The sequence below is a fragment of the Marinimicrobium sp. C2-29 genome (assembly GCF_038419845.1).
Lineage (GTDB): Bacteria > Pseudomonadota > Gammaproteobacteria > Pseudomonadales > Cellvibrionaceae > Marinimicrobium.
The window spans coordinates 23,187-49,360 of the sequence record NZ_JBCAQT010000012.1; the positions used below are offsets into that span (position 1 = coordinate 23,187).

15 protein-coding genes are annotated in these 26,174 nt (G+C 59.5%); 7 read left to right on the forward strand and 8 right to left on the reverse strand.

Annotated elements, in window-relative coordinates:
• The first annotated feature begins 7 nt into the window (after positions 1-7).
• Positions 8-2,287 (forward strand): putative bifunctional diguanylate cyclase/phosphodiesterase, encoded by a 2,280-nt coding sequence (locus AAE484_RS12535; protein ID WP_341938747.1) that lies wholly within the window; start codon positions 8-10, stop codon positions 2,285-2,287.
• Positions 2,288-2,332: 45 nt separating this feature from the next.
• Here AAE484_RS12535 and AAE484_RS12540 read toward each other — a convergent pair whose 3' ends face one another.
• Entirely contained in the window at positions 2,333-2,620 is a 288-nt protein-coding gene (locus AAE484_RS12540) for a GNAT family N-acetyltransferase (protein WP_341938748.1), read from the reverse strand.
• Positions 2,621-2,940: 320 nt separating this feature from the next.
• Here AAE484_RS12540 and AAE484_RS12545 point away from each other — a divergent pair, with 320 nt between their 5' ends.
• Positions 2,941-4,521 (forward strand): glutamate synthase-related protein, encoded by a 1,581-nt coding sequence (locus AAE484_RS12545; RefSeq protein WP_341938749.1) that lies wholly within the window; start codon positions 2,941-2,943, stop codon positions 4,519-4,521.
• Positions 4,522-4,525: 4 nt separating this feature from the next.
• Here the strand turns inward: AAE484_RS12545 and AAE484_RS12550 are convergent, their stop codons facing one another.
• From AAE484_RS12550 to AAE484_RS12570, 5 genes are all read right to left on the reverse strand, one after another.
• Positions 4,526-6,151 (reverse strand): tetratricopeptide repeat protein, encoded by a 1,626-nt coding sequence (locus AAE484_RS12550; protein WP_341938750.1) that lies wholly within the window; start codon positions 6,149-6,151, stop codon positions 4,526-4,528.
• A gap of 260 nt (positions 6,152-6,411) precedes the next feature.
• On the reverse strand, positions 6,412-7,461 hold the full coding sequence (locus AAE484_RS12555) for a PEP-CTERM sorting domain-containing protein (RefSeq protein ID WP_341938751.1): 1,050 nt from the start codon (positions 7,459-7,461) through the stop codon (positions 6,412-6,414).
• Positions 7,462-8,027: 566 nt separating this feature from the next.
• Entirely contained in the window at positions 8,028-10,256 is a 2,229-nt protein-coding gene (katG, locus tag AAE484_RS12560; RefSeq protein WP_341938752.1) for a catalase/peroxidase HPI, read from the reverse strand.
• 179 nt (positions 10,257-10,435) lie between these two features.
• A complete protein-coding gene (locus AAE484_RS12565; protein ID WP_341938753.1) occupies positions 10,436-12,694 on the reverse strand; it encodes an ATP-dependent DNA helicase in 2,259 nt (752 codons plus the stop codon).
• Positions 12,691-14,418, reverse strand: a complete 1,728-nt coding sequence (locus tag AAE484_RS12570; protein WP_341938754.1) for a VRR-NUC domain-containing protein — start codon at positions 14,416-14,418, stop codon at positions 12,691-12,693. The genes AAE484_RS12565 and AAE484_RS12570 overlap by 4 nt, the downstream gene beginning before the upstream one ends.
• Positions 14,419-14,665: 247 nt before the next feature.
• Here AAE484_RS12570 and AAE484_RS12575 point away from each other — a divergent pair, with 247 nt between their 5' ends.
• Positions 14,666-17,749, forward strand: a complete 3,084-nt coding sequence (locus AAE484_RS12575) for a glycoside hydrolase family 15 protein (RefSeq protein ID WP_341938755.1) — start codon at positions 14,666-14,668, stop codon at positions 17,747-17,749.
• A gap of 22 nt (positions 17,750-17,771) precedes the next feature.
• Here AAE484_RS12575 and AAE484_RS12580 read toward each other — a convergent pair whose 3' ends face one another.
• Positions 17,772-18,329, reverse strand: coding sequence for a hypothetical protein (locus AAE484_RS12580; protein WP_341938756.1), 558 nt, complete (start codon positions 18,327-18,329; stop codon positions 17,772-17,774).
• A gap of 231 nt (positions 18,330-18,560) precedes the next feature.
• Between AAE484_RS12580 and AAE484_RS12585 the strand changes: the two genes are divergently transcribed.
• Genes AAE484_RS12585 through AAE484_RS12600 form a run of 4 tightly spaced genes read left to right on the forward strand, consistent with a single transcriptional unit; the run spans position 18,561 to position 25,280 of the window.
• Entirely contained in the window at positions 18,561-19,700 is a 1,140-nt protein-coding gene (locus tag AAE484_RS12585; protein ID WP_341938757.1) for an efflux RND transporter periplasmic adaptor subunit, read from the forward strand.
• A gap of 4 nt (positions 19,701-19,704) precedes the next feature.
• A complete protein-coding gene (locus AAE484_RS12590; protein WP_341938758.1) occupies positions 19,705-22,869 on the forward strand; it encodes an efflux RND transporter permease subunit in 3,165 nt (1,054 codons plus the stop codon).
• A 9-nt stretch (positions 22,870-22,878) separates the two neighbouring features.
• Positions 22,879-24,852: a CASTOR/POLLUX-related putative ion channel gene (locus AAE484_RS12595; RefSeq protein ID WP_341938759.1), complete on the forward strand. Its 1,974-nt coding sequence runs from the start codon at positions 22,879-22,881 to the stop codon at positions 24,850-24,852.
• Positions 24,852-25,280, forward strand: a complete 429-nt coding sequence (locus tag AAE484_RS12600) for a Dabb family protein (protein WP_341938760.1) — start codon at positions 24,852-24,854, stop codon at positions 25,278-25,280. Before AAE484_RS12595 ends, AAE484_RS12600 begins: the two co-directional genes overlap by 1 nt.
• A 30-nt stretch (positions 25,281-25,310) precedes the next feature.
• Here AAE484_RS12600 and AAE484_RS12605 read toward each other — a convergent pair whose 3' ends face one another.
• A complete protein-coding gene (locus AAE484_RS12605; protein ID WP_341938761.1) occupies positions 25,311-26,096 on the reverse strand; it encodes a peptidylprolyl isomerase in 786 nt (261 codons plus the stop codon).
• Positions 26,097-26,174: the final 78 nt, after the last annotated feature.

Consider the following 26,174-nt stretch of genomic DNA (forward strand, 5'->3'; position numbering starts at 1 on the left):
TACTCTAGTGAAGAAAAAACTTCCGCGCATCGCCGTTTCGCTGTCAAACAGTGCCAATAGCCATTTGCTCGAACAGATGTTATCCGGAGAGTTTCAATTGTATCGGGAGTTTGTTGGCTTTACCGGGCAATTGACTCATTCGGACATCAAGTTGCTGGTGGTCGATGTCATCACTTTGAAGCACAGGCGGGAGCAGATTCGCGAGCTGCGGCGTCGTGTTTCCCCTGTGGTGCTGCCAGTCCTGCTGGTGACTGAAGGCCAGGGCAGGCTCCACCTTCAGGTCGCCGCTGAACTGGGTCGAACGGTTGATGATATTCTCAGGATTCCCTCCAGCCAGGAGGAGTTAAAGGGTCGCATCCATAACCTGTTCCGGTTACGGTCCCTGTCGCGCGAGCAGGACCTCGCCAGGCAACAGCTGGTCAGGGTGGTCAGCGCCCTTCGGACCCTGAACGCCTGCGACAGTATCGTCGTGCGTTCAAAAACCGAGGACGAGTTGTTGAGCTCCCTGTGCAGTGCCATTGTCGACCAGGAAGGCTACCGCTTGGCATGGGTCGGTTTCGGCGACGAAAAAGCAGGCCTAAATATCAGTGCCTTCGCCGGCCGGGCGTCCGCCTTCGTGTCGGAGCTGCAACGGCACTGGGCAGAGGACCCCCAAAGTGCTGCCGGACTGGTGCATACCATTCGATCGGGCAGGACCCATATCGTCAGCGATATTGCCGCCAATCTGCCCTTTTCTCCCATTGACGAGCAGGCTCTAACGCATGATCTTGCCGCCATGATCCTACTGCCCCTGAAAAGCGAGAATGGATCTCCGGGCTGTTTGGTGATCTACTCCGATACGGTGCACCACTTTGGTGAAAAGGAATGCCAGTTGCTCAAGCGCCTCGCCGACAATCTCGTATTTGGGCTGAACGCTCTGCGCAGCCATAAGGAACGCCAACAGCAGGCAGTTGAAATCCATTACCTTGCTTATACCGACGCACTGACCGGTTTGCCCAACCGCCGTCATCTGATCCACTTCCTGAAAGGCATACTGGAGGAGCCCGAATCGAGCCGGCAGGCCGGCGCCATTCTGTTTATCGATCTGGACGGCTTCAAGTTAATTAACGATGCCCTGGGACACGAGGTGGGCGATCAGGTGCTGAAACAGCTGGGCCAACGTCTGCAAGCCACCGTACGTGACTGTGATCTGGTGGTTCGGCAAGGGGGCGATGAATTTCTGGTGGTGGCCGTAGACGCGCCCCGCCACGATTTACCCCATGATTCGGCGACGCTTGCAGACATTGCCCACCATTTGGCGGCAAGGATCGTAGCTCACTTGAGTGAGCCCCTGATGGCGGGCGGTTATACACATCGCCTGAACGCCAGCGTGGGTATCAGCCTCTTTCCAGACCATGGCCTGGACCCCACCCTGCTGATCGAAAATGCCGACAAGGCGATGTACGAAGCCAAAAGGCGGGGCGGCGGACACAGCCATTTGTTTTGCGAGGAAATTTCCACCAGTCGCCAACAGCGTTTTTCACTGGAAACCCGGCTGCGCCAGGCTCTGGAACGGGAAGAGTTCGAATTGCACTACCAGCCGATTTTCGAACTCGATTCTTGTCGAATCATGGCGACCGAGGCCCTGATCCGCTGGCCTCAGGAAGACGGCGAGATTCTGATGCCGGGCGCCTTTATGCCGCTGGTAGAAGAAATAGGGTTGATCAACCCCTTGGGCGACTGGGTGCTGGAAACCGCCGCCCAACAGTTGCAACGCTGGGACGGTCAGGGATTCGACTTGGCCATGGCGGTCAACCTCAGTATCAACCAGCTCTACCCCGACGGGAACGCCGAGCGGTTTGCCGCTCTGGTTGAACCCTACATCCACCCTTCCCGGATCCACCTGGAAGTTACCGAAAATGCTCTGATGGCCGACCCGGCCGCCATCGAAGGCTTGTTGAAGGCACTGCATGAACAGGGTTTTCAACTGGCCATCGACGACTTCGGTACAGGCTATTCCTCACTGAGCCGACTGCAACATCTGTCGATCCAGACGCTCAAGATCGACCGCAGTTTTGTTAGTGAGCTGGGGCGACCGGCCAGCAAGGGCGCCGCACTGGTGGCTGTTATCCAGCAAATGGCGGACAAGCTTCAGCTGCAGACGGTGGCCGAGGGTATTGAAACCGATGCGCAGCGTCAGTTGTTGCTTCAAGGCTCTAACGGCAGAGGCTGGGGCCAGGGCTTCTGGTTCAGTCCAGCCGTTCCTGCGGATGCCTTGGCACGACGCCTCAAAAGCGATCAATATTAAGTCGCTAACGGGTTCCGCCGGCCGCTGCTCTTTTATAACTCGATCCTACTGGTTTCGCCCTGCCAGGAACTTGGCCGCATAGGAGCAACTGGCTTCCATTGCCCAGCCCTGATCTCTAGCCCAGGCGATCCCACGACGAACCAGTTGTTCAGCCAACCCTTTGTTGCGATGCTCGGGAGGCACGTAGGTGCGCGTAAAATCAACGAGGGTTCGGCCCGGGTCGCCTGATGGGTCCTCGTGGATGGCGTAATTGAGCTCCGCAGGGGTATCGCCACCGAGGGGGATGATGAAACGCCGATTATCCGGGTCGTGGATGATGTTGTCTTTGCTCATAATAACCTCCTGTTTGTTCATCTTCGGACTAAATTCAACGCCTTGCAACCCGGCCAGCTGCCAAGCAGGCTAATGGCTGTGCGCGACAATGGCCGCCCAATGCCGAACACGTAAATTAACGTTAAGACGTACGCATGGCGTCAGCCCCTTCCCTTTTACTCGCTCTGAAGCTCGCTATACTGTCGTAAGTGCCATTGTGTCTGCGACCCGGTTCGCGACCCCGCTTGTGCCCAACTAATCCGTGATTCGTCAGAGGACGTACGCTTAGGATTGTAGGGATTCCGCGGCCCTACCCTGCCCACTCACCCTGAGGAGCCAATATGAGTCAGCCCATTATCGCGAATAACAAGCCGACCAAAGTCAATCTTGAAAAAGGTGAGGAATACGCCTTTTGCATGTGTGGCCGGTCGTCGGATCAACCCTTTTGCGACGGCTCTCATGCCGGCACCGGGATCAAACCCAAGATGTTCAAGGCCGAAAAAGACGGGGATGCGGTGCTCTGCCAGTGTAAACAGACTGGCGATGCGCCCTTCTGTGATGGCACCCACAAAAACTTCAGTAATGACGACGTGGGCAAGGAAGCTCCTGCCGAGGAGAGTAAGGAGAGTAAGAGCGAATCCGGTGCGAAAAAGGACCCAGGCAGCTCTGCCCCCAGCCCCAAGGCGACGCCGGAAGAGCCGACGGTGGAGTTCATTCATCAGCTGGCCAAAGACGGGCTGAAAAGCGTGGGACCGCACGGCCCTACCGTCGCGATGGGCGTGCCGCGCAAGGACCTGCCGCACTGGGACGATCTGCAGCTGATGGCGGCGCAGATGGCGACCAAACCCCTGATGGAAGATGCCGAAGTGGATACCGAGCTGGTGATCGGGCCCGAGGCGAAAAAGCCCCTGACTCTGAAAATGCCGCTGTTTGTGTCCGATATGAGCTTTGGCGCCCTGTCGGAGGAGGCCAAGATCGCACTCGCCCGGGGCGCGGAGCTTGCGGGTACCGGCATCTGTTCGGGTGAAGGCGGCATGCTGCCTGAGGAGAAAGCCGAGAACAGCCGTTACTTTTACGAGCTGGCGAGCGCCCGGTTCGGCTACGATGAAAAGCTGCTGGAAGACATTCAGGCCTTTCATTTCAAAGGCGGCCAGGGTGCAAAAACCGGCACTGGCGGGCACCTTCCCGGCAATAAAACGACCGCCAAAATCGCGCAGGTCAGACACATAGAGGAAGGGAAACCCTCCACTTCTCCGCCAACTTTCAAGGATCTGTCCAGCGCGGCTGACTTCAGACACTTCGCCGACCGTGTCCGTGAGATATCCGGTGGCGTTCCGGTCGGGTTCAAGCTCAGTGCCAATCACATTGAGCGGGATATCCAGTTCGCTCTGGATGCCGGGGCCGACTATCTGATTCTCGACGGTCGCGGCGGCGGCACCGGCGCCGCGCCGGCAATGTTCCGGGACCATATCAGTGTGCCCACAATCCCCGCCCTTGCCCGCGCCCGCCGGTACCTGGACGAACAGAAAGCGAGCGGGCGGGTAACGCTCATTGTGACCGGCGGGCTGCGAGTCCCGGTGGATTTTGTCAAAGCACTGGCGTTGGGGGCGGATGGCATCGCGTTGGCCAACAGCGCGATCCAGGCGGTCGGCTGTGTCGGTGCCAGAATCTGCAACACCAACAATTGCCCGGCGGGCGTGGCCACTCAGCGGGAAGATCTGCGCAAACGGCTCAATGTTGATCAGTCCGCCGAGCGGCTCAGGAACTTCCTGGAGGCCTCGGTGGACCTGATGCAGGTCATGGCCCGAGCCTGTGGTCACGACTCGCTGAGTCAGTTCAACCCCGAGGATCTGTCGACCTGGAAACGGGACATGGCATTATTGTCCGGTGTGCGTTATGCAGGCGTTGGTCCGGTTTCATGATGGGTCAAGGAGCGAGGCTCGCAGCCCGCTCCAGCAGCCTGGTGGCCTCTTCGTGACGCCCCCGTTGACGCAGGATCGAACCCAGCGTATCCATCAATTGGGGGTTGTCCGAGACCAGTGAGTTGGCCTTCCGCGCCAGTCGCTCCGCTTCCTGAAGGTCTCCCGCGTCGGCCAGCAATGTGGCGAGATTATTCAGAACGAGGGCGTTGTCGGATACGTCTTCCAGTACCCGACGGTAAAGCTCAATGGCTTTTTGATCCTGACCATCGGCCTGGAGTCGCGACGCATAAAAAATGGCGGTGTCGTTATTCGCTACCCGCTCGTGCAGCTCGCCCGCCGAGGTGGCGGCCGCTCCCGTATCGCCGATACGTGACTGGGCCAGGCTCAAGGTTCTCAATACGGTGGGGTTTTCAGGCGCCAACTTGTGCGCGCGCTCCAGCTCGGGGATGGCCTCATCGTAACGAGTCAGTGCGGCGAGGTAGCTGCCCAGACGCAACCTCAGATAAACACTCTCCGGCATCTGTTCAAGCCCCTGCCGGAGAGCCGCTTCCCCTTCCTTGTAAGCTTTCTCCGCCATAAATAATTCAGACAGTTCCGCGTAGACGTTCGCATCGGCCAATTCCCGCTCGACCAGATCCCGGTATAGAGCCCTGGCTTTATCGGGCTGATCATTATCGAGATGGTAGCGAGCTCGGCGTTTGAGCGCATAGCGGCGGTCACCGCCGGCCTTGATGTAGTCATTGAACGTCGATTCGGCCTGCTCGACCCGATCAAGGGCGAGCAGCGCTTTCGCTTTTTCCGCCAGTGCCTTGTCCCACTCCGGGTGGCGGGATACAAGCGGCTCGAGCAACGCCAGAGACCGATCCGGATTGCCGGTCAGGCGCTGGCTGATCGCCATTCCCAGCCGTGCCTCCCTCAATTCCGGGTCCAGACTCTCAGCTTGTTCAAAGCGCTGGTAAGCCTTTTCAAACTGCTCCAGCTCGAGATAGGCCGTCGCGAGTATCAGGTGGGCCCTCGGTGCCGAGGCCTCCATTGGCAGGCGGGGTTCCAGTACTTCGACGGCCCGGTTGTGTTGACCGGTCGCGCCGTACAGCCTTGCCAGGTTGACCGAAACGCCCAGGTAATCGATGGGCGTACCCTTTAGTCCCTTTTCGAGGTGGCTGATAGCGCGGGCAGGTTCGTTTTTGAATTCGTAGAGCAAGCCCAGCCTCTGGTGGGCGAAGTGGTCATTCGGATTGATTGCAACGGCCTTTTCCAGCGACACCTTCGCGGTTTCGATCTCACCCGCTTCCATCTGAATGACGCCCAGCTTGGTCCAGGGGCCGCTCTGGTCGCTTTCCAGTTCAGTGGCTGTCGAGAGCGCTTCGAGTGCTTGCGCCTCGTTGCCTTGCAGAAACTCGGCCGTGCCGATTATCTCGTGGGCCAGGCCGGACCGGGGATGCTTTTCCAGAAACTGTCTGGATCGGCTGATAACGCCGTCATAGTCCTTTTGTTTGAACCGACGATTGATGGCGGCAATGAACCTGACGTCCGGGTTCCCTCTAAGGCTGACAATAGGTTCAGGGCGTGATGAACTTGCCTTGTTGACAGTGGGGTGTTGAAGATCGGTAAAGGGTTGATCGTCTGGCACCAGCTCGATCGGGGCGGCGGTGGCAACGCAGGCGCCGCAAAATGCCAGAAGAAAGAAAATACAAGTAAAGCCCTTCCCGGCTTTATGGATTCCAGTGTATCTCGCGATCACAGTGCAGGCCCTCGCAACGAATTATTCGCTTTATTAAAGCACGTTCGCCGGACAAATTGAACAAGCGGGCCCGGAGGCCCGCTTCTCGCATTTCCAAATTACCCGGCACATATCAGCCGGGCACAGGATATGTCAGATATCGGTCAGCTTCAGGACCGACGACATTTGCGGCGGCGAAAGCCGACCAGGCTTAACAGAGCGGTGCCGAGCAGAGCGACCGACGAAGGTTCGGGCACGGATACGCTGCCCTCTCCCACAATAAAGCGATCCGCTTCCGTGGCGACAATGCCTCCGTCAACCAGGGCATGAGTGTCGAAACTGTGTGTGCCCTCGGCCATGCCAGTGAAGGTAACATCAAATTCGAAAGTTCGCTCAGTTGTCCGGTCGTAGACACCGGTCGCAGTGTCACCGGAGCAGGTGCCAATATCGGCGCTCACACAAGCCACCGAGACACCGACACCTGGCATCCCCGCCCCCAGATCATCGACGGTCACTTCCGAATAATCGAAGAGACTACCGGTTACCAGGGAGGAAATGGCGCCCACCAGGTCAGTGGTAGAGCCCGCGGCGAACGCGGTTCCACCAATACCCTCCAGGGAGGTGGTGAAAGCGCTATCGTAACTGATGCCCAGAAGGTTGACATTGTTGTCGGTCAGGGCTGTCTGTACGGAGCTTGCGTTGTCAGTCCCGTCGGGTCCGGTTTTAAAGCTGGCGTCCCCGAAGGTGACGATGAAGCGGTTGGATCCGGGTCGCCAGCTGGTCTCGGTAGCGGTCTCGTAGAGGGCGGCATAGCCCACTTCCGGAAAATCACCGCCACAACCCCCACTTGCCCCAGCAACTGTACAGCTTCCACTGTCCCACATATCGTTGATGCCGGAGCTGTCCCCGGTATTGGTGGCGTTCAGATCGACGTGAGTCCCATCATGGAGCGGGTCGCCATACCAGCCACTGCCGGACTGGAGGTTACCCAGGCCTCCCAGGGAGCTCAAAATGTCATTCGCCGAACTCTTGGCGGCCGAAATTTCGCCCCCCATGCTGCCCGTTATATCGAACACGAACATGACGTCGACGACAGACGAGGTTGCTTCCTCAGTCACGGTGACGGTTTTTCGGACGGTAACGCTTTCTCCCACATCAAGAGAGTCAGAATAACTGGCGGGATCGATCGAGTCGGCCAATACCATTCCCGGTACCAGCATAACTGGTAAGCCCGTCAAAATTGTACGGATGAGATGTTTCATTTCCTTTTACCCCAAGTGTTCGTTAGTGGCTACATTGGTTGTAAACATACTGCACTTTTAGATCGTTACCGATCACCAGCATCAGTATATTTTTGTCTTAGCAAATCTCATGCCCGAAAAATATTCCCTTATATTTCAAAAAGATAGGGTTAATGCTCTACCCTTCTCTCTCCAGTTGTAAATTTTAATGACAGCCTGACCGGCGCATGATTTTTGGATGCGAAAAAATGCGCAGCGCAACCCGTCGACATCACCACAATGCACCATCAGTTTTTGCCGTAACTTGATGGAAAGGCTATTGTTGGCAGATAAAACAACAAGTGTCGGGAGCCTGGAACAGTCGGGATCGTGTGTGGTGTTCAAGATTCCGACGATGCGAGTCGGTTTTATGAACGGAATGCGGAATAATCCGCCAAAGAGAGGAAATTAACCCGTTCATGACAGAGGCGCATAAAAAAAGGGCGCCCTCACGGTTGTGAGGGCGCCCTTTTTATTGGACCGTTTACAGTACGGTGGTGAGGAAATCAGACCAGATCGAAACGGTCAGCGTTCATCACCTTGGTCCAGGCGGCTACGAAGTCTTTTACAAACTTCTCTTCCGCGTCGTCCTGAGCATAGACTTCAGACAGAGCGCGCAACTGCGAGTTGGAGCCAAAGACCAGGTCCACGCGGGTGCCGGTCCACTTCACGTCTCCGCTCTTGCGATCGCGGCCTTCGAACACGTCGGCGTCATCCGAGGTCGGTTTCCACTCGGTGTCCAGGTCGGTCAGGTTCACGAAGAAGTCGTTGGTGAGTTTACCCGGTGTTTTGGTAAACACGCCGTGCTTCGATTGCTCGTAGTTGGCATTGAGTACGCGCATGCCGCCTACCAGCGCGGTCATTTGCGGCGCGCTCAGCTCCAACAGGTGCGCCCGGTCGAGCAGCATCTCTTCATCCGACACCACAAACTTGGCCCGGCGATAATTGCGGAAACCATCGGCTTCGGGATTGAGCGGATCAAACGACTCCGCATCCGTCAGCTCCTGGGTGGTGTCTGTGCGGCCCGGCTCGAAGGGGACTTCGATGCTGTGACCGGCGTCTTTGGCCGCCTTTTCGATGGCGGCGCTGCCGCCGAGCACGATCAGGTCGGCCAGAGATACCTTCTTGTTGCCCGACTGGGCGTCGTTGAAGGATTTCTGGATACCTTCGAGCGTCTCCAGGACTTTGGCCAACTGCTTGGGCTGGTTGACCTCCCAGTCCTTCTGCGGCGCCAGACGAATGCGGGCGCCATTGGCACCACCACGCATGTCCGAGCCGCGGAAGGTGGCGGCGGAAGACCAGGCGGTGTACACCAGTTCTGACACTGACAGACCGGAGGCCAGAATGTCGCTCTTGAGCTTCTCGATGTCCTGCTTGTTGACCAGCTCGTGGTCGACCGGCGGAACCGGATCCTGCCAGATAAGATCTTCGTCCGGCACTTCCGGGCCGAGGTAGCGGACTTTCGGGCCCATGTCGCGGTGGGTCAGTTTGAACCAGGCGCGGGCGAACGCATCGGCAAACTCTTCCGGATTTTTGTGGAAGTGCTGAGCGATCTTGCGGTACTCCGGGTCCTCGCGCATCGCCATATCGGCGGTGGACATCATGATTTCCACGGGCGTGGATGAATCTACCGGATCCGGCGCGTGGTCTTTGTCCGCCAGCCCTTTCGGGCGCCACTGGTTGGCACCAGCGGGGCTCTTGGTCAGCTCCCACTCATAGCCGAACAGAACGTCAAAGTAGGTCATGTCCCACTTGGTCGGCGTGGGTGTCCAGGCGCCTTCCAGGCCGCTGGTGATGGTGTCGCGACCCTTGCCTTTGCCATAGCTGTTTTTCCAGCCCAGGCCCATCTCTTCAATGGGCGCCGCTTCCGGTTCCGGGCCGACATATTTTTCCGGATCGGCGGCACCGTGGGTTTTACCAAAGGTGTGACCACCGGCGGTCAGAGCGACCGTCTCGTAATCATTCATTGCCATGCGCTTGAAGGTCTCGCGGATATCGCGTGCGGAACCCAGCGGGTCGGGCTCGCCATCCGGACCTTCCGGGTTGACGTAGATAAGACCCATCTGCACAGCAGCCAACGGATTTTCCAGCTCCCGGTCGCCGGAGTAACGGCTGTTGGGCTTGTCACTGGTGGCCAGCCATTCGTCTTCTGCGCCCCAGTAAATGTCTTCTTCGGGCTGATAGATGTCTTCACGGCCGCCGGCAAAACCAAAGGTCTTGAAGCCCATGGATTCCAGTGCGACGTTGCCGGTCAGGATGAAGAGGTCGGCCCAGGACAGTTTATTGCCGTACTTTTTCTTGATCGGCCACAGGAGACGGTGGGCCTTGTCCAGGTTGCCGTTATCGGGCCAGCTGTTGACCGGGGCAAAACGCTGGTTGCCGGTGCCGGCACCACCACGGCCGTCGCCCATACGATAGGTGCCCGCGCTGTGCCAGGCCATACGGATGAAGAAAGGACCGTAGTGACCATAGTCGGCCGGCCACCAGTCCTGGGAGTCGGTCATCAGGGCTTCGAGGTCCTTCTTCACGGCGGCCAGGTCGAGCTTCTTGAAGGCTTCGGCATAGTCGAAATCTTCACCCAGCGGATTGGATTTGGGGGCATGTTGGTGAAGAATGTTCAGGTTCAGCTGATTCGGCCACCAGTGGCTGTTGCCGGTGCGCTCGTCGCTGATTTTGGTCCGGGAACCGTGCATGACCGGGCACTTGCCGGCGGTCTTGGCATCATTTACGCCCATTACTTTCTCCTGTTTGATTCCAAGGTTGTTTATTGATCCTTACGATACAGTTAAGACCATACACCTGGCATGGTCCATTAAGAAAATTTGTTTTTCTTACCATCGCGATAACTTTTGGCTATCTGTTCTCTGCTTCATGAGGAAGCGACTTGAGAGAATGCGTCGCATCAGGCCCGACGTCAGTGGATGTCCCACCATTCCGGTAACAACTGCCTGACCTGTCCGCGCGCAAAACGATCGTCGATCAGATGTACCACGCCCCGGTCGCCCTCGCCGCGGATGACCCGCCCCGCCGCCTGCACGACTTTGCGCAGGCCCGGGTAGAGGTAGGTGTACTCATAGCCCTGGCCGAACTGCTCATCGAGCCGGCGTTTGAGGATTTCATTCACCGGGTTGAGCTGCGGGAGGCCCAGGGTGGCGATGAACGCGCCGATCAGCCGCTCGCCCGGCAAGTCGATGCCCTCCCCAAAGGCGCCGCCGAGCACCGCAAAGCCGATGCCCTCCCCGCCCGCTTTGAATCGGTCCAGAAATGCCTGGCGGGCGCTTTCGGACATGCGCCGATCCTGGCTCCAGACCGGCAGGTCCGGATGGTCGGCCCTGATTCGCTCCAGTACCTGTTCAAGATAGTGATAGCTGCTGAAAAAAGCCAGATAGTTGCCCGGTTGCTCCCGATACTGGTCGGCGATGAGCTGGGCAATGGGGCCGAGCGACACCGTGCGGTCGGCGTAGCGGGTGGAAATGTGCCGACTGGTGTGAACTTCAAGCTGCTCGGCCTTGAACGGCGACGGCATCTGCATGGCCACGGTATCATCGGGCAGACCCAGCAGATCCATATAGTACTGCGCCGGCTTCAGGGTGGCGGAAAACAGTGTGGTGCTGTGGGCGCCCTCAAACCGTGGCCTGAGCGGCCCGGCCGGAATCAGGTTGCGCAGATTGATCAGGGTGCCCTTTCGTCCCCGGTTGGGCTGGCGCCAGGTCAGATCGCACAGGAAGGCTTTCTCGTCGAACAGCTCGGCGATACGCAGAAACTGAAGCGCATCGAAATAGAACTGCATCAGCTCGCTGTCCAACGCAAAGGGGTGCTCGGTCAGATAGTCAGTGATGGCACCGGTGGCCGATTGGAGGCGTTGAAGCCACTCCTCGGGCAACTGCACCTGAATCACAAAGTCCTCCCCTTCCGGCTGGGCCCGGTTGAGGGCGTTCCAGGCGCGGTTGAGCTTCTCGAAGGAGCCTTTCAGCGCCTTCGGTGCCTGCTTTTTGATCGCCCGGAAGCGGATCTGGTCCAGTTCGGCCGAATACATGCTCCGGGCCCGCTCTACCAGGTTGTGGGCCTCATCCACCAGCACGGCGGTGCGCCAGTTCTGTTGGGTGCTCAGGGCGTAGAGCATGGCGCTCTGGTCGAAGTAGTAGTTATAGTCCCCGACAATGACGTCGCTCCAGCGGGCCATCTCCTGGCTCAGGTAGTAGGGACAGATATCGTGCGCCAGGGCCAGCTCCCGCAGGCGGCTCTGATCCAGGGTGGTCTCTTTGACCGCGGCCGCCCGTGCGGCCGGCAGGCGGTCGTAAAAGCCCTGGGCCAGCGGGCAGGAGTCGCCGTGGCAGGCCTTGTCCGGGTGCTCGCAGCTTTTCTCCCGCGCGATCAGCTCCAGGGTTCGCAGTGGCGGCATGTCGAGTTGTGCCAGGGCATCCAGTGCCAGCTTACGGCCCGGGGTTTTGGCCGTGAGAAACAGGATTCTGTCGAGCTTCTGCTCCGGGAAGGCCTTGATCAGGGGGAAGAGTGTGCCCAGGGTTTTGCCGATCCCGGTGGGCGCTTCCGCCAGCAGAGAACGCCCGCTCGCCGCCGCCCGATAAACGGCTTCGGCCAGGGGGCGCTGGCCGACCCGGAAGTCGTCATGGGGGAATGCCAGCGTTTCAGCCGCTGAATGACGCGCCTGGCGGTGTGCCATTTCCTGTCGGGCCCAGTCCAGAAACGTCCTGCAATGAGCCTTAAAAAACGCCTGTAACTCACTGGATTCAAAGGATTCCCTGATCAGCGTTTCCTGCTGTTTCACGATATCAAAGTACACCAGCGCCAACTCGACCCGGTCCAGCTCCTCCTGCTGGCACAGCAGCCAGCCATAGAGCTTGATTTGCGCCCAGTGCAGCGCCCGGTGGTTGGCGGGCATCAGGTTCAGATCGCCCCGGAAGGTTTTGATCTCCTCGAGCCGCTGGCGCTCCGGGTCGTAGCCGTCGGCCCGGCCCTGCACGGTCAGCTCTTCGTACTCGCCGCTCAGGGGCAGCTCCGCTCGATAGTGTCCGCCCCGCCGCCGGGTGACCATCTGGTGGCCTTCGATGCCTTCACGGGCCGTGGGCGAGGGAGTGAACCGCAGATCCAGATCACCGGCCTTGGCCGTGAATTCGCACAGGGCACGCACAGAGACGCGATAGCCTTCGCTCATGCGTCGGCTCCGCCGGGTTCATCACCGCCTGCCACATCGCTCCAGGAGACGTAGCCGACGGTGACGGGCATCCCGTGTTCGGCGAAAAACGCCAGCCATCGCTTCTGATTGTCCTGTAATCGGTCCCCGGGCCCTTTGACTTCAATCATCCGGTAGCGCCCTTCCTCCGGCCAGAATTGAATCAGGTCCGGCAGTCCCGCCCGGTTGGCTTTGATGTCCCGCAGCAGCCGCTCGAAGCAGAGGATCAGGTGGTGAGCGGGAATACAGGCCAGCGCCTGGGTGATCAGGGTTTCCGACAGAATGCCCCAATTCACAAAGGGGGATTGAATACCCCACTTCTCCCGGTAGTTTTGTAGTATAGTTCCTCCATGCTCCCCCCGAGCCAGACGCTCAAACCCCTCGTCAAACAGCGATTTCCGCCGGGAATGGAAGTCCGGCCAGTACAGGTCGGCCGGTCCACGCTGGAAGGGGTGGAAAAATGCCCCCGTCAGCGGCGCGAAGATGGCCTCCCAGAACAATAGCCCGAACAGGCCGGTGATCAGCGTGTTTTCAACGTAATGCACCGGGCCCTTAGGCTCCTGCAACTGTGAGAGCACGGCCACTTCGACCGGCACCGAGAGCGGCAGCACCAGGTCCAGGCGCGGTGGCTCCGGCGGCTTGGCGGTGGCCGGCGGCGTCAGCGCCAGTTTTCGGTGCAGGCGCGGCAGCAGCCGACTCAATTGCTGGGCTTCGGCCTCGGTTTCCGGTTTCCGGGCCGCTTCGCGGGCCAGATCGAATGCCTCCGGGTAGCGCGTCAGGCGCTCCAGCACACGCAGCTGCCGCCCGCGAGCGCCGGGGTAATGACAGCCGGTGTAGGCCCAGAGGGCCCGCTCCAGCTCACCCGCCCGCTCCCACTCGCGGCCGAGCCGGTAGAAGAGTCGCTCGCGGGTTCTGATCAGCAGCGGGTTGGTGGTCGAGTCGATCGCCGGAATCTGCGCGGCCACCACCTCCAGCGGCTCGTCCTGGTAGAGTTGCTCCCGGCACTGCTGGAGGTGCCAGTAAGTCTGGAGTTCACGGGTGGTGTGGACCGGGCGGGACGCCTGATCGAAGACCACGGGCTCGTACTGAAACAGGCCCAGCTCGGTCAGGACAAATTCCGACCAATCCTGGTAGGGATTGCCAAAAAACAGCCAGCGGAAGCGGTTCGCAAGGGGCATGATGGTCAGTTCGTACAGACCGGCGCCCTCGATGCCCCACTCCGATAGCGGTCGGGCATGCGGGTAATGCACGGCCAGTTGCGCCAGAGAGTCCCGTTTGCCCAGTCGCGGCGACAGGCCTGGAGCCTGCAGGGCGTCGGCCAGCCGTATCTTCAGCTCGGGCCAGGTAAACTGCGCAAACAGTTGCTCCAGGGTGAGATTGAAGTGGTCGTTGAGCCAGCCGAGCTCAATGAGAGGCCTGGCCGCCGCCTCGGACGAGCCGATTTCCGGGTAGCGGAGCCGGTCAGCCCGAAAGAGCTGGCCTTTGCGCATCACCATGCGCACCAACAGCGCCTGGCTGGCGCGGGGCAGCCTCCCGAAATCGGTCACAAATTGCCGCTCCGGAGCTGTCAAAAGATCGTCGTACCGGGTGATCACCCAATCAAGCACCCACCGAAAATTGTGCCGATAGTAGAAAGGATCGTCGAGGCTGGCCGGGCCAGAGCCAGAGGATGCGGGGTGGTCGGGGGAGTTGGCGGCACTGTTCATGGATTGGCCGCCCTCGAAATGACTGGCAGCCGGTCCAGGCAGCACAGATGGTACGCTTTATGCTGCCTTATAGTGGCCGTGATCATCAGAGTGAATGCAGAGGCTGGATGATGGATAATACGCTGTCCGTCGATGAGCGATAAATGGTAAGGCACAAGAAACTGAGAGTATTGTTAACTACCCGGGTTGATTCTGGCAAGACCCCCTTATTTCCGAGACACTTGATTTCCGAGACAGTGAACCACCTATGAAAAGCAAATCGTTACTACGGCGCCTCTATCGGGAAATCGATGAGGTGATTCTGAGCCGCCAGCACCCGGTCACGGGGCTGTTGCCCGCCAGTACCAGCGTGAACCACCACGGCGACTACACCGACGCCTGGGTGCGGGATAATGTCTACTCGATCATCTCGGTCTGGACCCTGGGGCAGGCCTTTCGCCACGCCGGCGACTCGGAGCATGCCGACCAGCTGGAGCAGTCCACCATCAAGTTGATGCGGGGGCTGTTGCAGTCGATGATGCGCCAGGCGGACAAGGTTGAGCGCTTCAAGGCGAGCCTGGACCCAAAGGACGCCCTGCATGCCAAATACAACACCTCTACCGGTCTGACCGTGGTCGCCGATGATGCCTGGGGTCACCTGCAGATTGATGCCACATCGCTGTACCTGCTGACCCTGGCCCAGATGACGGCCTCGGGGCTGCGTATTGTCACCACCTTCAGTGAAGTGGATTTTGTCCAGAACCTGGTCTATTACATCTCCAGCGCCTACCGCACGCCCGATTACGGCATCTGGGAGCGGGGCAACAAGATCAACAACGGCAAAACCGAAATCAACGCCAGTTCCGTCGGCATGGCCAAGGCCGCGCTCCAGGCGTTGGATGGTTTCAACCTCTTTGGCCCGAAAGGCCCCTGCCGGGCCACGATTCACGTGGTAGCGGATGCCATCTCACTGGCCCGCACGACCCTCGCCTCCCTGCTGCCCCGCGAATCGGTCTCCAAAGAAGTGGACAGTGCTCTGTTGAGTATCATCGGTTTCCCCGCCTTTGCGGTCAGCCGTGAGTCGCAGGTCAACCAGACCCGCGATGAGATTCTCGGCAAGCTGGGCGGTGCCTATGGCTGCAAGCGTTTCATCTGGGACGGCCATCAGACCGTGCTGGAGGAAACCTCGCGCATTTACTACGAGCACTCGGAGCTGGCGAACTTCGAGCACGTCGAGTCTGAATGGCCGCTGTTTTTCACTTACCTGTACATTCAGGCGGTGTTCGATGGCAACGACGTCACCGCGCAGTACTATCGTGAAAGCCTGGAGTCATTGATGGTGGACGTCGATGGCATCGGGTTGCTGCCCGAGCTGTATTATCTGCCGGAAGACAAAGTGGCGGCAGAAAAGAAAAGCCCCGGGTCACAAGTCCGCGTGCCCAACGACAACGTGCCGCTGGTCTGGGCGCAGAGCCTCTACTGGACCGGGCTGATTCTGCATGAAGGCCTGCTGGAGCTGGACCACCTTGACCCGCTGGTGTTGCGCCGACGCGCCACCCGCTATACCAGAACCCAGATCGCGCTGGTGGTCTTGTGCGAAAACGACGAGGGGAAAAAGTACCTGGCGCAGCAGGGAGTCATTGCCGAGACCTTTCAGGACATTCGCCCGCTCGCCGCCCTGCCCGCCCCCGAGTTGGTCAAAGCCTACAGTTACGTGGGTGCCAACACCGCGCTGAACCTGACCGGCCGGCCCTCCCGCCGACTGCAGAGTCTGGGCAGTTCGCAGACCTATGAGATCAATGGCGTGGTTTATCTGTGCCTGTCCTGGTTGCAGAGCGAGTCGGACGATTACCGCCTGTACGATGCCCAGTGGTTCAGCGACAGCCTCGGCCACGAGATCGAGCACATTCGCAAACACTGGGTCAATTCCGAGGTGGCGGTGTTCACCCTGCTGCTGACCCGCGAGCTCTGCCACATTCCCCACGCCGAGATACTCTTTACCACCATCCGGCAACTTCAGCTTCGCACCGAGCACGAGCACGTCGGGTATGCCTCGGCCAACCTGGCCTACCGCGCCTCGCGTGTGAATCACCTGAGTATCGCCAGTGTCAAACTCAATAAACTGGCCATGAACTCCGAGCCATTGAAAACCATCTACTGGCAGGGCCTGGAGCCAACGGCACAGCTGCTGTGGGAGCAGTTCGATCGGGAGCCGGAAGCCGACGTCTACCACGAGCTCATCGCTTACCTGAAGAAAAAACATCTGTCCGATGTGGTGGGCCACAATGGCGAGGACATTACCCTGGAGGCGTTCCTCGAGAGCCTGTACCAACGCGCGCGTGAACACAATCGCTGGCTGCTGGTGCGTTTCTGTTTCGCGGCTCTGAACCGCTTTCACGACGACCTGGCCGGCAGCCTGGCTGTGCTGGCCATGCGCCACCTGCTTATTGTACTGGGCGATCAGAAACACGAGTTTGTGGTCAGTGCAAACCTGAGTAACGAAGACCTGATGATTGGTATTCAGCGCACCTATCTCGACCCGGTGGAGCGTACCCTGGCGCAGGAGATGCTCGCGCAGATCGGGTCACTGGTGCGCACCCAGCCGGAACTGTTCGACGGCCTGCGCTCGATTCATTTACACAATTTCATGCAGCTGTGTCTGCGCCAGGGGCTGGCCAGTTCGGAATACTGCTCGCTCGATGAGCTGGGCATCCTGCCGCCCAGTGAAGTCATGAACCGACTGGTGGACATCCTGACGTATCAGCGGCGGATTTTCACTGAAGATGTCAGCTTGATTGCGCCCTTCGAGAAGGCCGACGCTGACAGTGTCGCCATCAGCGATGCAGTGAAGTCCCAGGCGCTGGATGCGGACTGGTTTGAGTGGCGCCTCGCCCGCGGGCTGGTGACACGATTTGATAACGAGTTTCTGCGGGAAATCTGGCAGAGCCTGGCGCACGCTCCGGTACTGGAGTTTGGTGACCGTGACAGTGAGGACTCGACACTGGACTGCGAACTGGTACGCAGCTCCATGACGCCGGGCGAAGAGAGTTTTGCTCAGTTGATCGATCAGATGACGCAGCAGCTGCACCCGGCCTACTACAAGAGCGCGGTGGTGGAAGCACTCTACGTTTACACCCGCTATTGCCGGGAAAACCCCGAGGCGATGTTTGAAGAGCCGCTGGTGTTCAGCCAGATACTGGAAGCCGCGGCGCGCAAGCTGGTGCAGTTGAATCCGGACAAGCCCGCGACCGATCGCGATCTGGATATGCTGCTGGAGCAGTCACCCGGCGTACTGCAGAGTCATGTGCAGGAGGTTCTGAAAGAACTGGATCGGCAATTGGTGCCGGCCTGACCCGAGGCCGGCCCCGGGCCGGTCAACGAAAAACATCATCCTCATCTTCCGGGTAATAGCGGCTGGCGGTGATATCGCCGGCCAGCAGCTGTCGGTCCAGCAAGTTGTCGACATCCCGGTGAACCTGCTCCAGCACCTCCCGCTCCTCTCCCTGAATCATGGCCTCGCGCAACGCGTTGCCCCAGATGGACAGATGGCGGGTGGAGATCCGGTTGTGGTCCGAGTCCTTGGACCATTCACCCGCAATGTTGAAGCCCAGCTCCTGAATCAGTCGCTCCAGGTGTTCCCGCTCCTGAGGGTCCTCGACTTGTGACAGCACCTCCGGTGCCAGATCATTCCAGCCAGTGCCGTAGAGTTTCCAGCCATTATAAAACCGGCGTACCCAGGTCAGGTATTGTGCTTTGGTCTGTACTTTCTGGTTGGCCGGGTCCAGGTAGTACATCGCTTCAAACCGCTCGCGCGGCGGAAGATTGTCCGGCCAGGCCATGGACTCGGCGCTGCGCCACTGAGCGCAACCGGTCAGAAAAAGAATAAAAAAGCACCCGCTGAGTAACGCGAGCGCCGGAATTCGAGCCGTCATAAAATCGTCCGAACTGTAAAATTGGGTAAAGAAAACGGGTCCAGCGCGTAAAGCGACTCCCCGCGACACGCGTATTGATCGGTTATCGGGGGCTTCCCGTACGTCAAACGGGTACCATTGAATTTACCACAAATTGGCAGTCGAATATCACCTGTGTATCCTAGCTCGGTGGAATCTGCCGACTTCGACACACCCAACCGACTTCGACACAACAGACGGAATCTTATCAACATGCCGAACCCAACGTGCTCCAAAATCGCTCACCCTTATTTCAGTCTGGCATGCCGAACTCTGGCTCTGTGCCTTCTGGCACTGGCGACCGCCCCAGTCTGGGCACAGAATACCGTTCAGGTTGAAGCCATTGAAGTCAAACCCCAGCCTCTGGTTGAAGAAGTGCCGCTGACCGGCTCGGTGACAGCCAACCGCATTTCCGGGCTGTCCGCTCAAGTGGAGGGGCTGGTTCGGGACCTGCACGTGGATATCGGTGATCGGGTGGAAGCGGGTGACCTGCTTCTGGAGCTGGATGACGAACTTCGGAGGGTCGACCTGGCGCGCGCCCGGGCGGAGTTGGCTCAGGCGCAGGAGCAGTGGTCGGAAAGCCAACGGCAGTTGCGCGAGGCCCGGACTCTGGCCGAAGGAAGCATCGCCGCCAGCGAGATCCGCGGGCTCGAAGCCCAGGTCCGGATCAGCGAGGCCGAACGGGACGCCGCGCAAGCCGATTTACGCCGCCTGGAGGCCGAGCTTGAGCGCCATCAGGTCCGGGCGCCTTTCAGTGGCACCATCAGCGGTAAAAGCACCGAAGAAGGTGAATGGGTCAGCCCCGGCACCACCATGCTGGAACTGGTTTCGACCGAGCAACTGCGCGCCGACTTTCAGGTCCCTCAGCGCTACTACCCGCAGGTCGACAGTGGGTCTGATGTCCGGCTGAATTTTGATGCCTATCCCGACCGGACCTTCACCGGGAAAATTCACCGCAAAGTGCCCCTGAGTAGCGATGGTTCCCGAACCTTTCTGCTGCGGGTCGCGCTTCCCGAAGAGACCAGAAACATGTTGATACCCGGCATGTCCTCCTCGGGTCAACTCCGGGTGGACAATGACAACACCGGTCTGGCGGTACCGCGCGATGCGCTGATCCGGTACCCGGATGGCCGGGTCACCGTCTGGGTGGTGACCGAGCCCGAATGGGGCGAGGAAAGCCAGGTGCGCGAACAGTTGGTCAAAACCGGTATGAGTTTTTCCGGCCAGGTCGAGATCCGCTCCGGCCTGAGTGAAGGCGATGTAGTCGCCACCCGCGGCAATGAGGCCCTGCAGGAAGGCCAGACCGTTGAGCTGCGGCGGTCGGGTTCAAACGACGATAACGATAAGGAGTAGCGCAATGTTCAACGGCATTGTTCGCCACGGTATTCTGGTCACCGTTACCGTCCTGATCATCTGTGTATTGGGGATCATCGCCGCCCAGCGCATCCCGGTACAGATGATTCCCGACCTGGAAGTCCGTACCATCTCCATCCGCACCACCTGGCCCGGTGCCACACCGCAGGACATTGAGAAAGAGATTCTGATTGAGCAGGAAGAGTACCTGCGCAACATTCCCTACCTGGAGGAAATGCAGAGCTCGGCCAGTTTCGGCTCGGCCAGTATCGAGCTGGAATTTCCTTTTGGTGTGGATATCACCGAGACGCTGATCCGGGTGAACAACGCCCTGACCCAGGTCCCCTCCTACCCCGAGAATGTGGACGAGCCCCGGGTTTACGCCACCTCCTTCTCGGCCAACTCCTTCATGTATTTCCGGATTTCTCCGCTGGAGGGCAACCCGCGCGATCTGGATATGGACATGATGCGCGACTATGTCGAAGACAATGTCCGTCCGCGCATGTCCGGTGTCGCCGGCGTCTCAGAGGTGAATGTGGGTGGCGGTGCCGAGCGCCAGATCCAGATAAAGATCAACCCGGACCGGCTGGCCGAGCGTAACCTGACCCTCAGCGACGTGCGCAGCGCCATTGCCGAGCGCAACCGCGACCTGTCGGGGGGCGAAGTGGAGAGCGGCAAGCGCCGCTACCTGCTGCGGACCATGGGGCGTTTTGAGGAGCTGGACGACCTGCGCGATCTGATTCTGACCCGGCGCGGAGACAGCCTGATCCGGCTTTCCGATGTGGCGGAAGTCGAGCTGGATCACTTCAAGATCCGGGATCGGTCCTTCGTGAATGCCAAGCCCGTCCTGAGCCTGTCGGTGCGCCGGGAGAGTGGCTCCAATGTCATCCAGATCAAGGATGCCATGATGGAGGAGCTGGAGCTGATCAACAAGGAGCTGCTCAACCCCGAAGGCATGGAGCTGGCGCTGACCGCCGACGATGTGGTGTATGTTGAGGCTTCGGTTTTCAACGTCTGGAAAAACCTGATTCTCGGTGCGCTGCTCGCCACCGGGGTCATGTACCTGTTTCTGCGTTCCTTTCGCGCCACGGCCCTGGGCGTGGTGGGTATTCCCATCTGCACCATTGCCGCCTTTCTCGGCCTGCTGTTGGCGGGCCGGACCATCAACGTCATCTCCCTCGCCGGCATCGCCTTTGCCATCGGTATGACCCTGGACAACAGCATCGTGGTGCTGGAGAGCATCGAGCTGGAGCGCCGGCGCGGACTCAAGAAACTGCAGGCGGCGGTGGCCGGCGTGCAGAAAGTCTGGCCGGCGGTGCTCGCCTCAACCCTCACCACCGTGATGGTGTTTCTGCCAGTGGTGTTCATCGCCGAAGAAGCGGGCCAGCTCTATTCCGATGTGGCGATCGCGATTTCCGCCTCGATTCTGGTGTCCATGCTGGTGGCGATTACCGTCATCCCCACCGCCGCCGCGCGCCTGAATTTCCAGAATGAGGATAGTAGTAAAGGCGATGACGAGCATCCACTTCAGAAGCGAATTACCCATAAAATCAACTGGTTGATCGAGACTCCTCGACGGCGTATCAGCTGTATTCTGATCACGGTCCTCGTCAGCGGCACCATCGCTCTGGTGCTGACTCCGCCAGCGGAATACCTGCCCGAGGGGGAAGAACCCAAAACCTTCGCCTCCATGAATGCCCCGCCGGGCTATAACCTGGAGACCATGACAGAAATCGGCATGGAGGTGCAGGAGTACTTCATGCAGTTTGTCGGCGATGACCCGGAGGCCTATGAGCGCGGCGAGACCGAAGTGCCCGCCATGAAATATGTGAACCTGGGGATTTCTCCCGAAAGCATGCGGATCATCACCGAATCGGTCGATCCCGGGCACATTGAAGACCTGATGAAGGCATTGACCGACAAGTACGAGACCTACCCCGGAATGCGCGCCTTTGCCGCACGCGGTTCCATCATCAGCAGCAATGACGGCGGTACCCGCAGCGTCAACCTGGACATTTCGGGGCCCGACCTCGAGGCCCTGTTCAAGGTGGCCCGGTCAGCCTATGCCCGCGCGGAGGAGGTGTTCGACGATCCCCGCATCCAGTCCCGCCCCTCCAGCCTGTCGCTGGGTCAGCCGCTGCTCGAGGTGCGGCCCGACTGGGATCGCGCGGCCGAGCTGGGCATGACCACCGAGGACATCGGTTTCACGGTGGCGGCGCTGACCGACGGGGCCTTTGTGAACGAGTTCTTCCTGGCCGATGACAAGATCGACATGTACCTCTACAACCAGGGCGGACCCGGGGCGAGCGTGGATACGCTCAAGAACATCTCGGTGTACGTACCCGGCAACACCACCCTGCCTCTGTCGGACATCGCGGATCTGGTCGAAACGGTGGATACCAGCAGCATCCGCCGTCTCGATGGCAGCCGGACGGTCACTCTCAATATCATCCCGCCCCGTTCCGTCGCATTGGAGACCGGTGTGGGCATGGTGCGCGAGGATATTGTCGGCTACCTGCAGAGCAATGGTGAGGTCCCCGCCGGGGTCAATCTCAGTATTTCCGGTGCCGCAGACCAGTTGGACGCGACCCGTGAATCGCTCAGCAGTAACTATCTGGTGGCGCTGACCATTGTCTACCTGCTGATGGTGGCCATTTTCTCGCACTGGGGCTACCCCCTGCTGATCATGACCACGATTCCACTGGGGATCGCGGGCGGCATCGCCGGTCTGGCGCTTCTCAACCTCTTTGGCCGAATCAGTGAATCCCTGGGGCTGGGAGGCTTCAGTCAGCCGTTCGACATGATCTCCATGCTCGGCTTCCTGATCCTGATGGGTACAGTGGTCAACAACCCGATCCTCATCGTCCACCGGGCCATTTCCAATTTGAAAGAAGAGGCCATGATTCCCGTGGAAGCCGTGCGCGAGGCGGTCAGTTCTCGCCTGCGCCCGATCGCGATCTCCACCATCACCACCATCGTCGGCCTGGCGCCGCTGGTCTTCCTGCCGGGCGCGGGTAGCGAGCTCTACCGGGGCGTCGGGGTCATTGTCATGGCCGGTATCATCGGTGCCATGCTGGTGACGCTGACCATGCTGCCCTCCCTGACCGTCATGGTGTTGGAGTGGACCGACCGTAAAAACGGGTATACTGAAGGCCAACAGGGAAATTAAGGATGCTATATGCTGCCACTGCGGTTTATCGACCGGGCAAAGTTTTTTGTAGAACGCCAGTTCGTCAAGGGCGCCCTATTCCAGCTGCTGGTGGTGGGCGCCATCATTGGCCTGATATCACTGGCCGGCGGGCTTTTGGTCTACCCGGCCGGCGAAGGCGCTGATGCCGGCGATGCGGTCTGGTGGGCCTTCCTGCGCCTGACCGACCCGGGCTATCTCGGTGATGACGAGGGCACCTGGCGCCGCCTGATCTCCACCATCCTGACCATCAGCGGCTATGTGGTCTTCATGGGTACCCTGGTGGCCATTCTCACCCGTTCACTGATCGCCCGGATGACCGAGCTGGAGCGGGGCATGACGCCGGTGGCGTTTCGCAATCATGTGGTCATTCTCGGTTGGAACAGCCGCACCCTGCCCCTGGTGCGCGAATTGCTCAGCGCCTCGGGCTCCATGCGCCGCTTTCTTCTGGGCCGGGCCACCAGCCGCCTGAAGCTGGTGGTACTGGCCGAGGACATGTCCGCCGGCCATGCCCAGATACTGCGCAACGAGCCCGGAATCGGCGCCAAAGCCCGGCAGGTGGTGTTACGCTCTGGCAGCGCTCTACAGACCGAAGCCCTGCATCGGGCGGCCTGCCTCAACGCGGCGGCGGTGATCATCCCCAGCGGCTCCCAGGAGTTCAACAGCCTGGTCAGCTCCGATGTCGAAACCATCAAGGCCCTGATGTCGATCGACGCCCAGGCGCGCCGACAGAAAATTGAGCCGCCCTTCGTGGTGGCGGAAATCCAGGATCTGCGCAAGCTTTCGATTGCCCACCGCTCCTATCATGGCCCTCTGGAAGTGGTCGCCGGTGATGCCACCATTGCCAGCCTGCTGGCCCAGAACATTCTGCATCCCGGCCTGTCGGAAGTGTACAACGAACTGCTGATGAAGCTGGATGGCAATGAGTTCTACGTGCGCAGCGGTGACAACTTCAAGGGCGAAACCCTCGGTGCCATCGCCATGCGCTGCCCAAACGCCCTGGTCTGCGGTATGCTTGAGGCCTGCGGCGGCGGCTGGCAGGTACGCCTGAATCCGCCCTCCTCCACTCTGGTTCGCGAGCAGGACAAGGTCGTCATGATCGCCCATGATATGGAAGATACCGAACCGGTCAAAACCACCGGCCACCGACTGACACCGATTGAGCGCTTGTCCACGGATAAAAGCCAGACACTCACCAGCCAGAAACACCACAAGCGTGTATTGCTACTGGGCTGGAATCATCGGGTGCCGGCCCTGGTGCATGAGCTGGGTAGCTATCGCCAGTATCGATTTGCGGTGGATGTGGTATCCATCGTTCCCCCGGTTGAACGCGAGCGGGCCATTGAGCGTTATCATCCCAGCCCCTTGGCGGTTCAATGCCAGCATATTGAAAGTGATTTTATGCAGGAGGGCGAGCTGCACGACATTGATCCGGCGCGCTATGACAGCATTCTGCTGCTGAGCAGCGACCGGACCAGTACCGGCGAAGAGGCCGATGCGCGGGTGATCGTGGGCCATACCATGCTCGAGGAACTTCTGGATCGGGCCAGCCGTCGACCGCAACTGATCATGGAGCTGAGCGACCCGGACAACGAAGTGCTGATTGGCCATCAGCAAAGTGAAACCATCATCAGTCCGCTGATTCTCAGCCACCTCCTGGCCCAGGTTGCCCTGCGTCCCGAGTTGAGGCTGGTCTTTGGTGATCTCTTTACCGAAGGCGGCGCCGAAATTCTGTTTCGCCCGCCCGAGCACTACGGGATTAAATCCGCTCTGCCCTTCTGGAAACTGGAAGCACTGGCGGCCGAGCGGGGCGAAACCGCCATGGGGGTTTACTACGCTCAACCCCAGAGCAACGGACAACGATTACAATTGAACCCGGCGCGCAACGCCGCGCTGACCATAAAACCCGAGGATGAAGTGGTCATCCTCACCGATACCGGCATTCGCAAAGGAGGCCAACCATAATGAAATCACATCCCAACCGTCGGCAATTCATCACCGGAGCCGCTGCTTTAGGCGCGGCCGCCATGGTGCCCGGAGCACGAGCTGACCATCACGGCGAAACCTCCGGCAAAGTGGAGCTCCCCAAGCTGACCCACACCGTGTTTTTCTGGCTGAAAAATCCCGACTCGCAGGAAGACCGGGACAAGCTGATTGAGGGACTGCAGACCCTTCGACAGATCGAGACCGTCAGAGGCCTGCATATCGGTGTGCCGGCGAGCACTGAAAAGCGCGAGGTGGTGGATAACAGCTATCAGGTTTCTGAACTGATGCTGTTTGATTCGGTCGAGGACCAGGACGCCTATCAGGTGGACCCCATCCACAAAAAGTTTGTAGATGAGTATGCCCACCTGTGGCGCAAAGTGGTGGTCTACGACTCGCTGAGTGTCTAAATATCCCGGAGTCGGTCCCGGTGAGTTGCTTTAGACTCGCCGGGACCGGGTCAGGCGGGTCAGCCCCAGGCTCGCCAACAGAAACAACACCCACCCGCTCAGGCTTCCGCTGGAGCTATTGTCGGCGTCCTTGCCGGCTTCATCGATCAGAGTATTCGGAACAGGGTCGAGATCGGCCGCGGTATCGGGGCTGGCATCCAGCACGACAATGGCGGTAATTGACACCAGGTGGTCGGGCGTCACCGGCTCCTCGGCTTCGGCGTCGTCAGCGGTGTAATTGCGAAGCGGCAGGTTTTTGTAAACCCCTCCCAGGTTGAATCTGGGCAGTTCGGCAATCGCTTCGACTACTTCCATGCCGTCTCCGATCACCTCGCCAAACACCGTAAAGCCGCCGTTCTGAATATCCAGATTGGCGTGATTATCCTTGAGGTTGAAAAACCATTCCGAAGTGGCGCTGTTGGGATCGCTGCCGAGCTTGGCCATAGCAATGGTGCCCTTGCGATTGGACCAGACCGGCTCGTTGACCACAGAGCCCCTGTCATCGATCTCTACCGCTTTTTCCTGCTGTTCATCGTAGGCAAACCCCCCGCCCTGGATAATGAACTCCGGCATCGAGCGATGAATAAAAGTCTGGGTGTAATCCCCGGCTTCAACATAGGCGAGGAAGTTGGCCACGGTCTCGGGTGTGGTTTCATCGTAGAGGTTGACTTCAAAATCGCCCATCACCGTCTGAAACTGCACCGTGGTGGCCAGGGCTGTATGGCTGGCGAAAAGCAGAGTGGCAAATGTGCAGGCCGAAAATGTCTGTTTTAGCATGGAGCGGGTCTCTAGTGGTTTTAATCCCGCCACTTTAGCAAAGCGCCTGCGGCAAAGCTGTAACCTTTTGTATGAAAC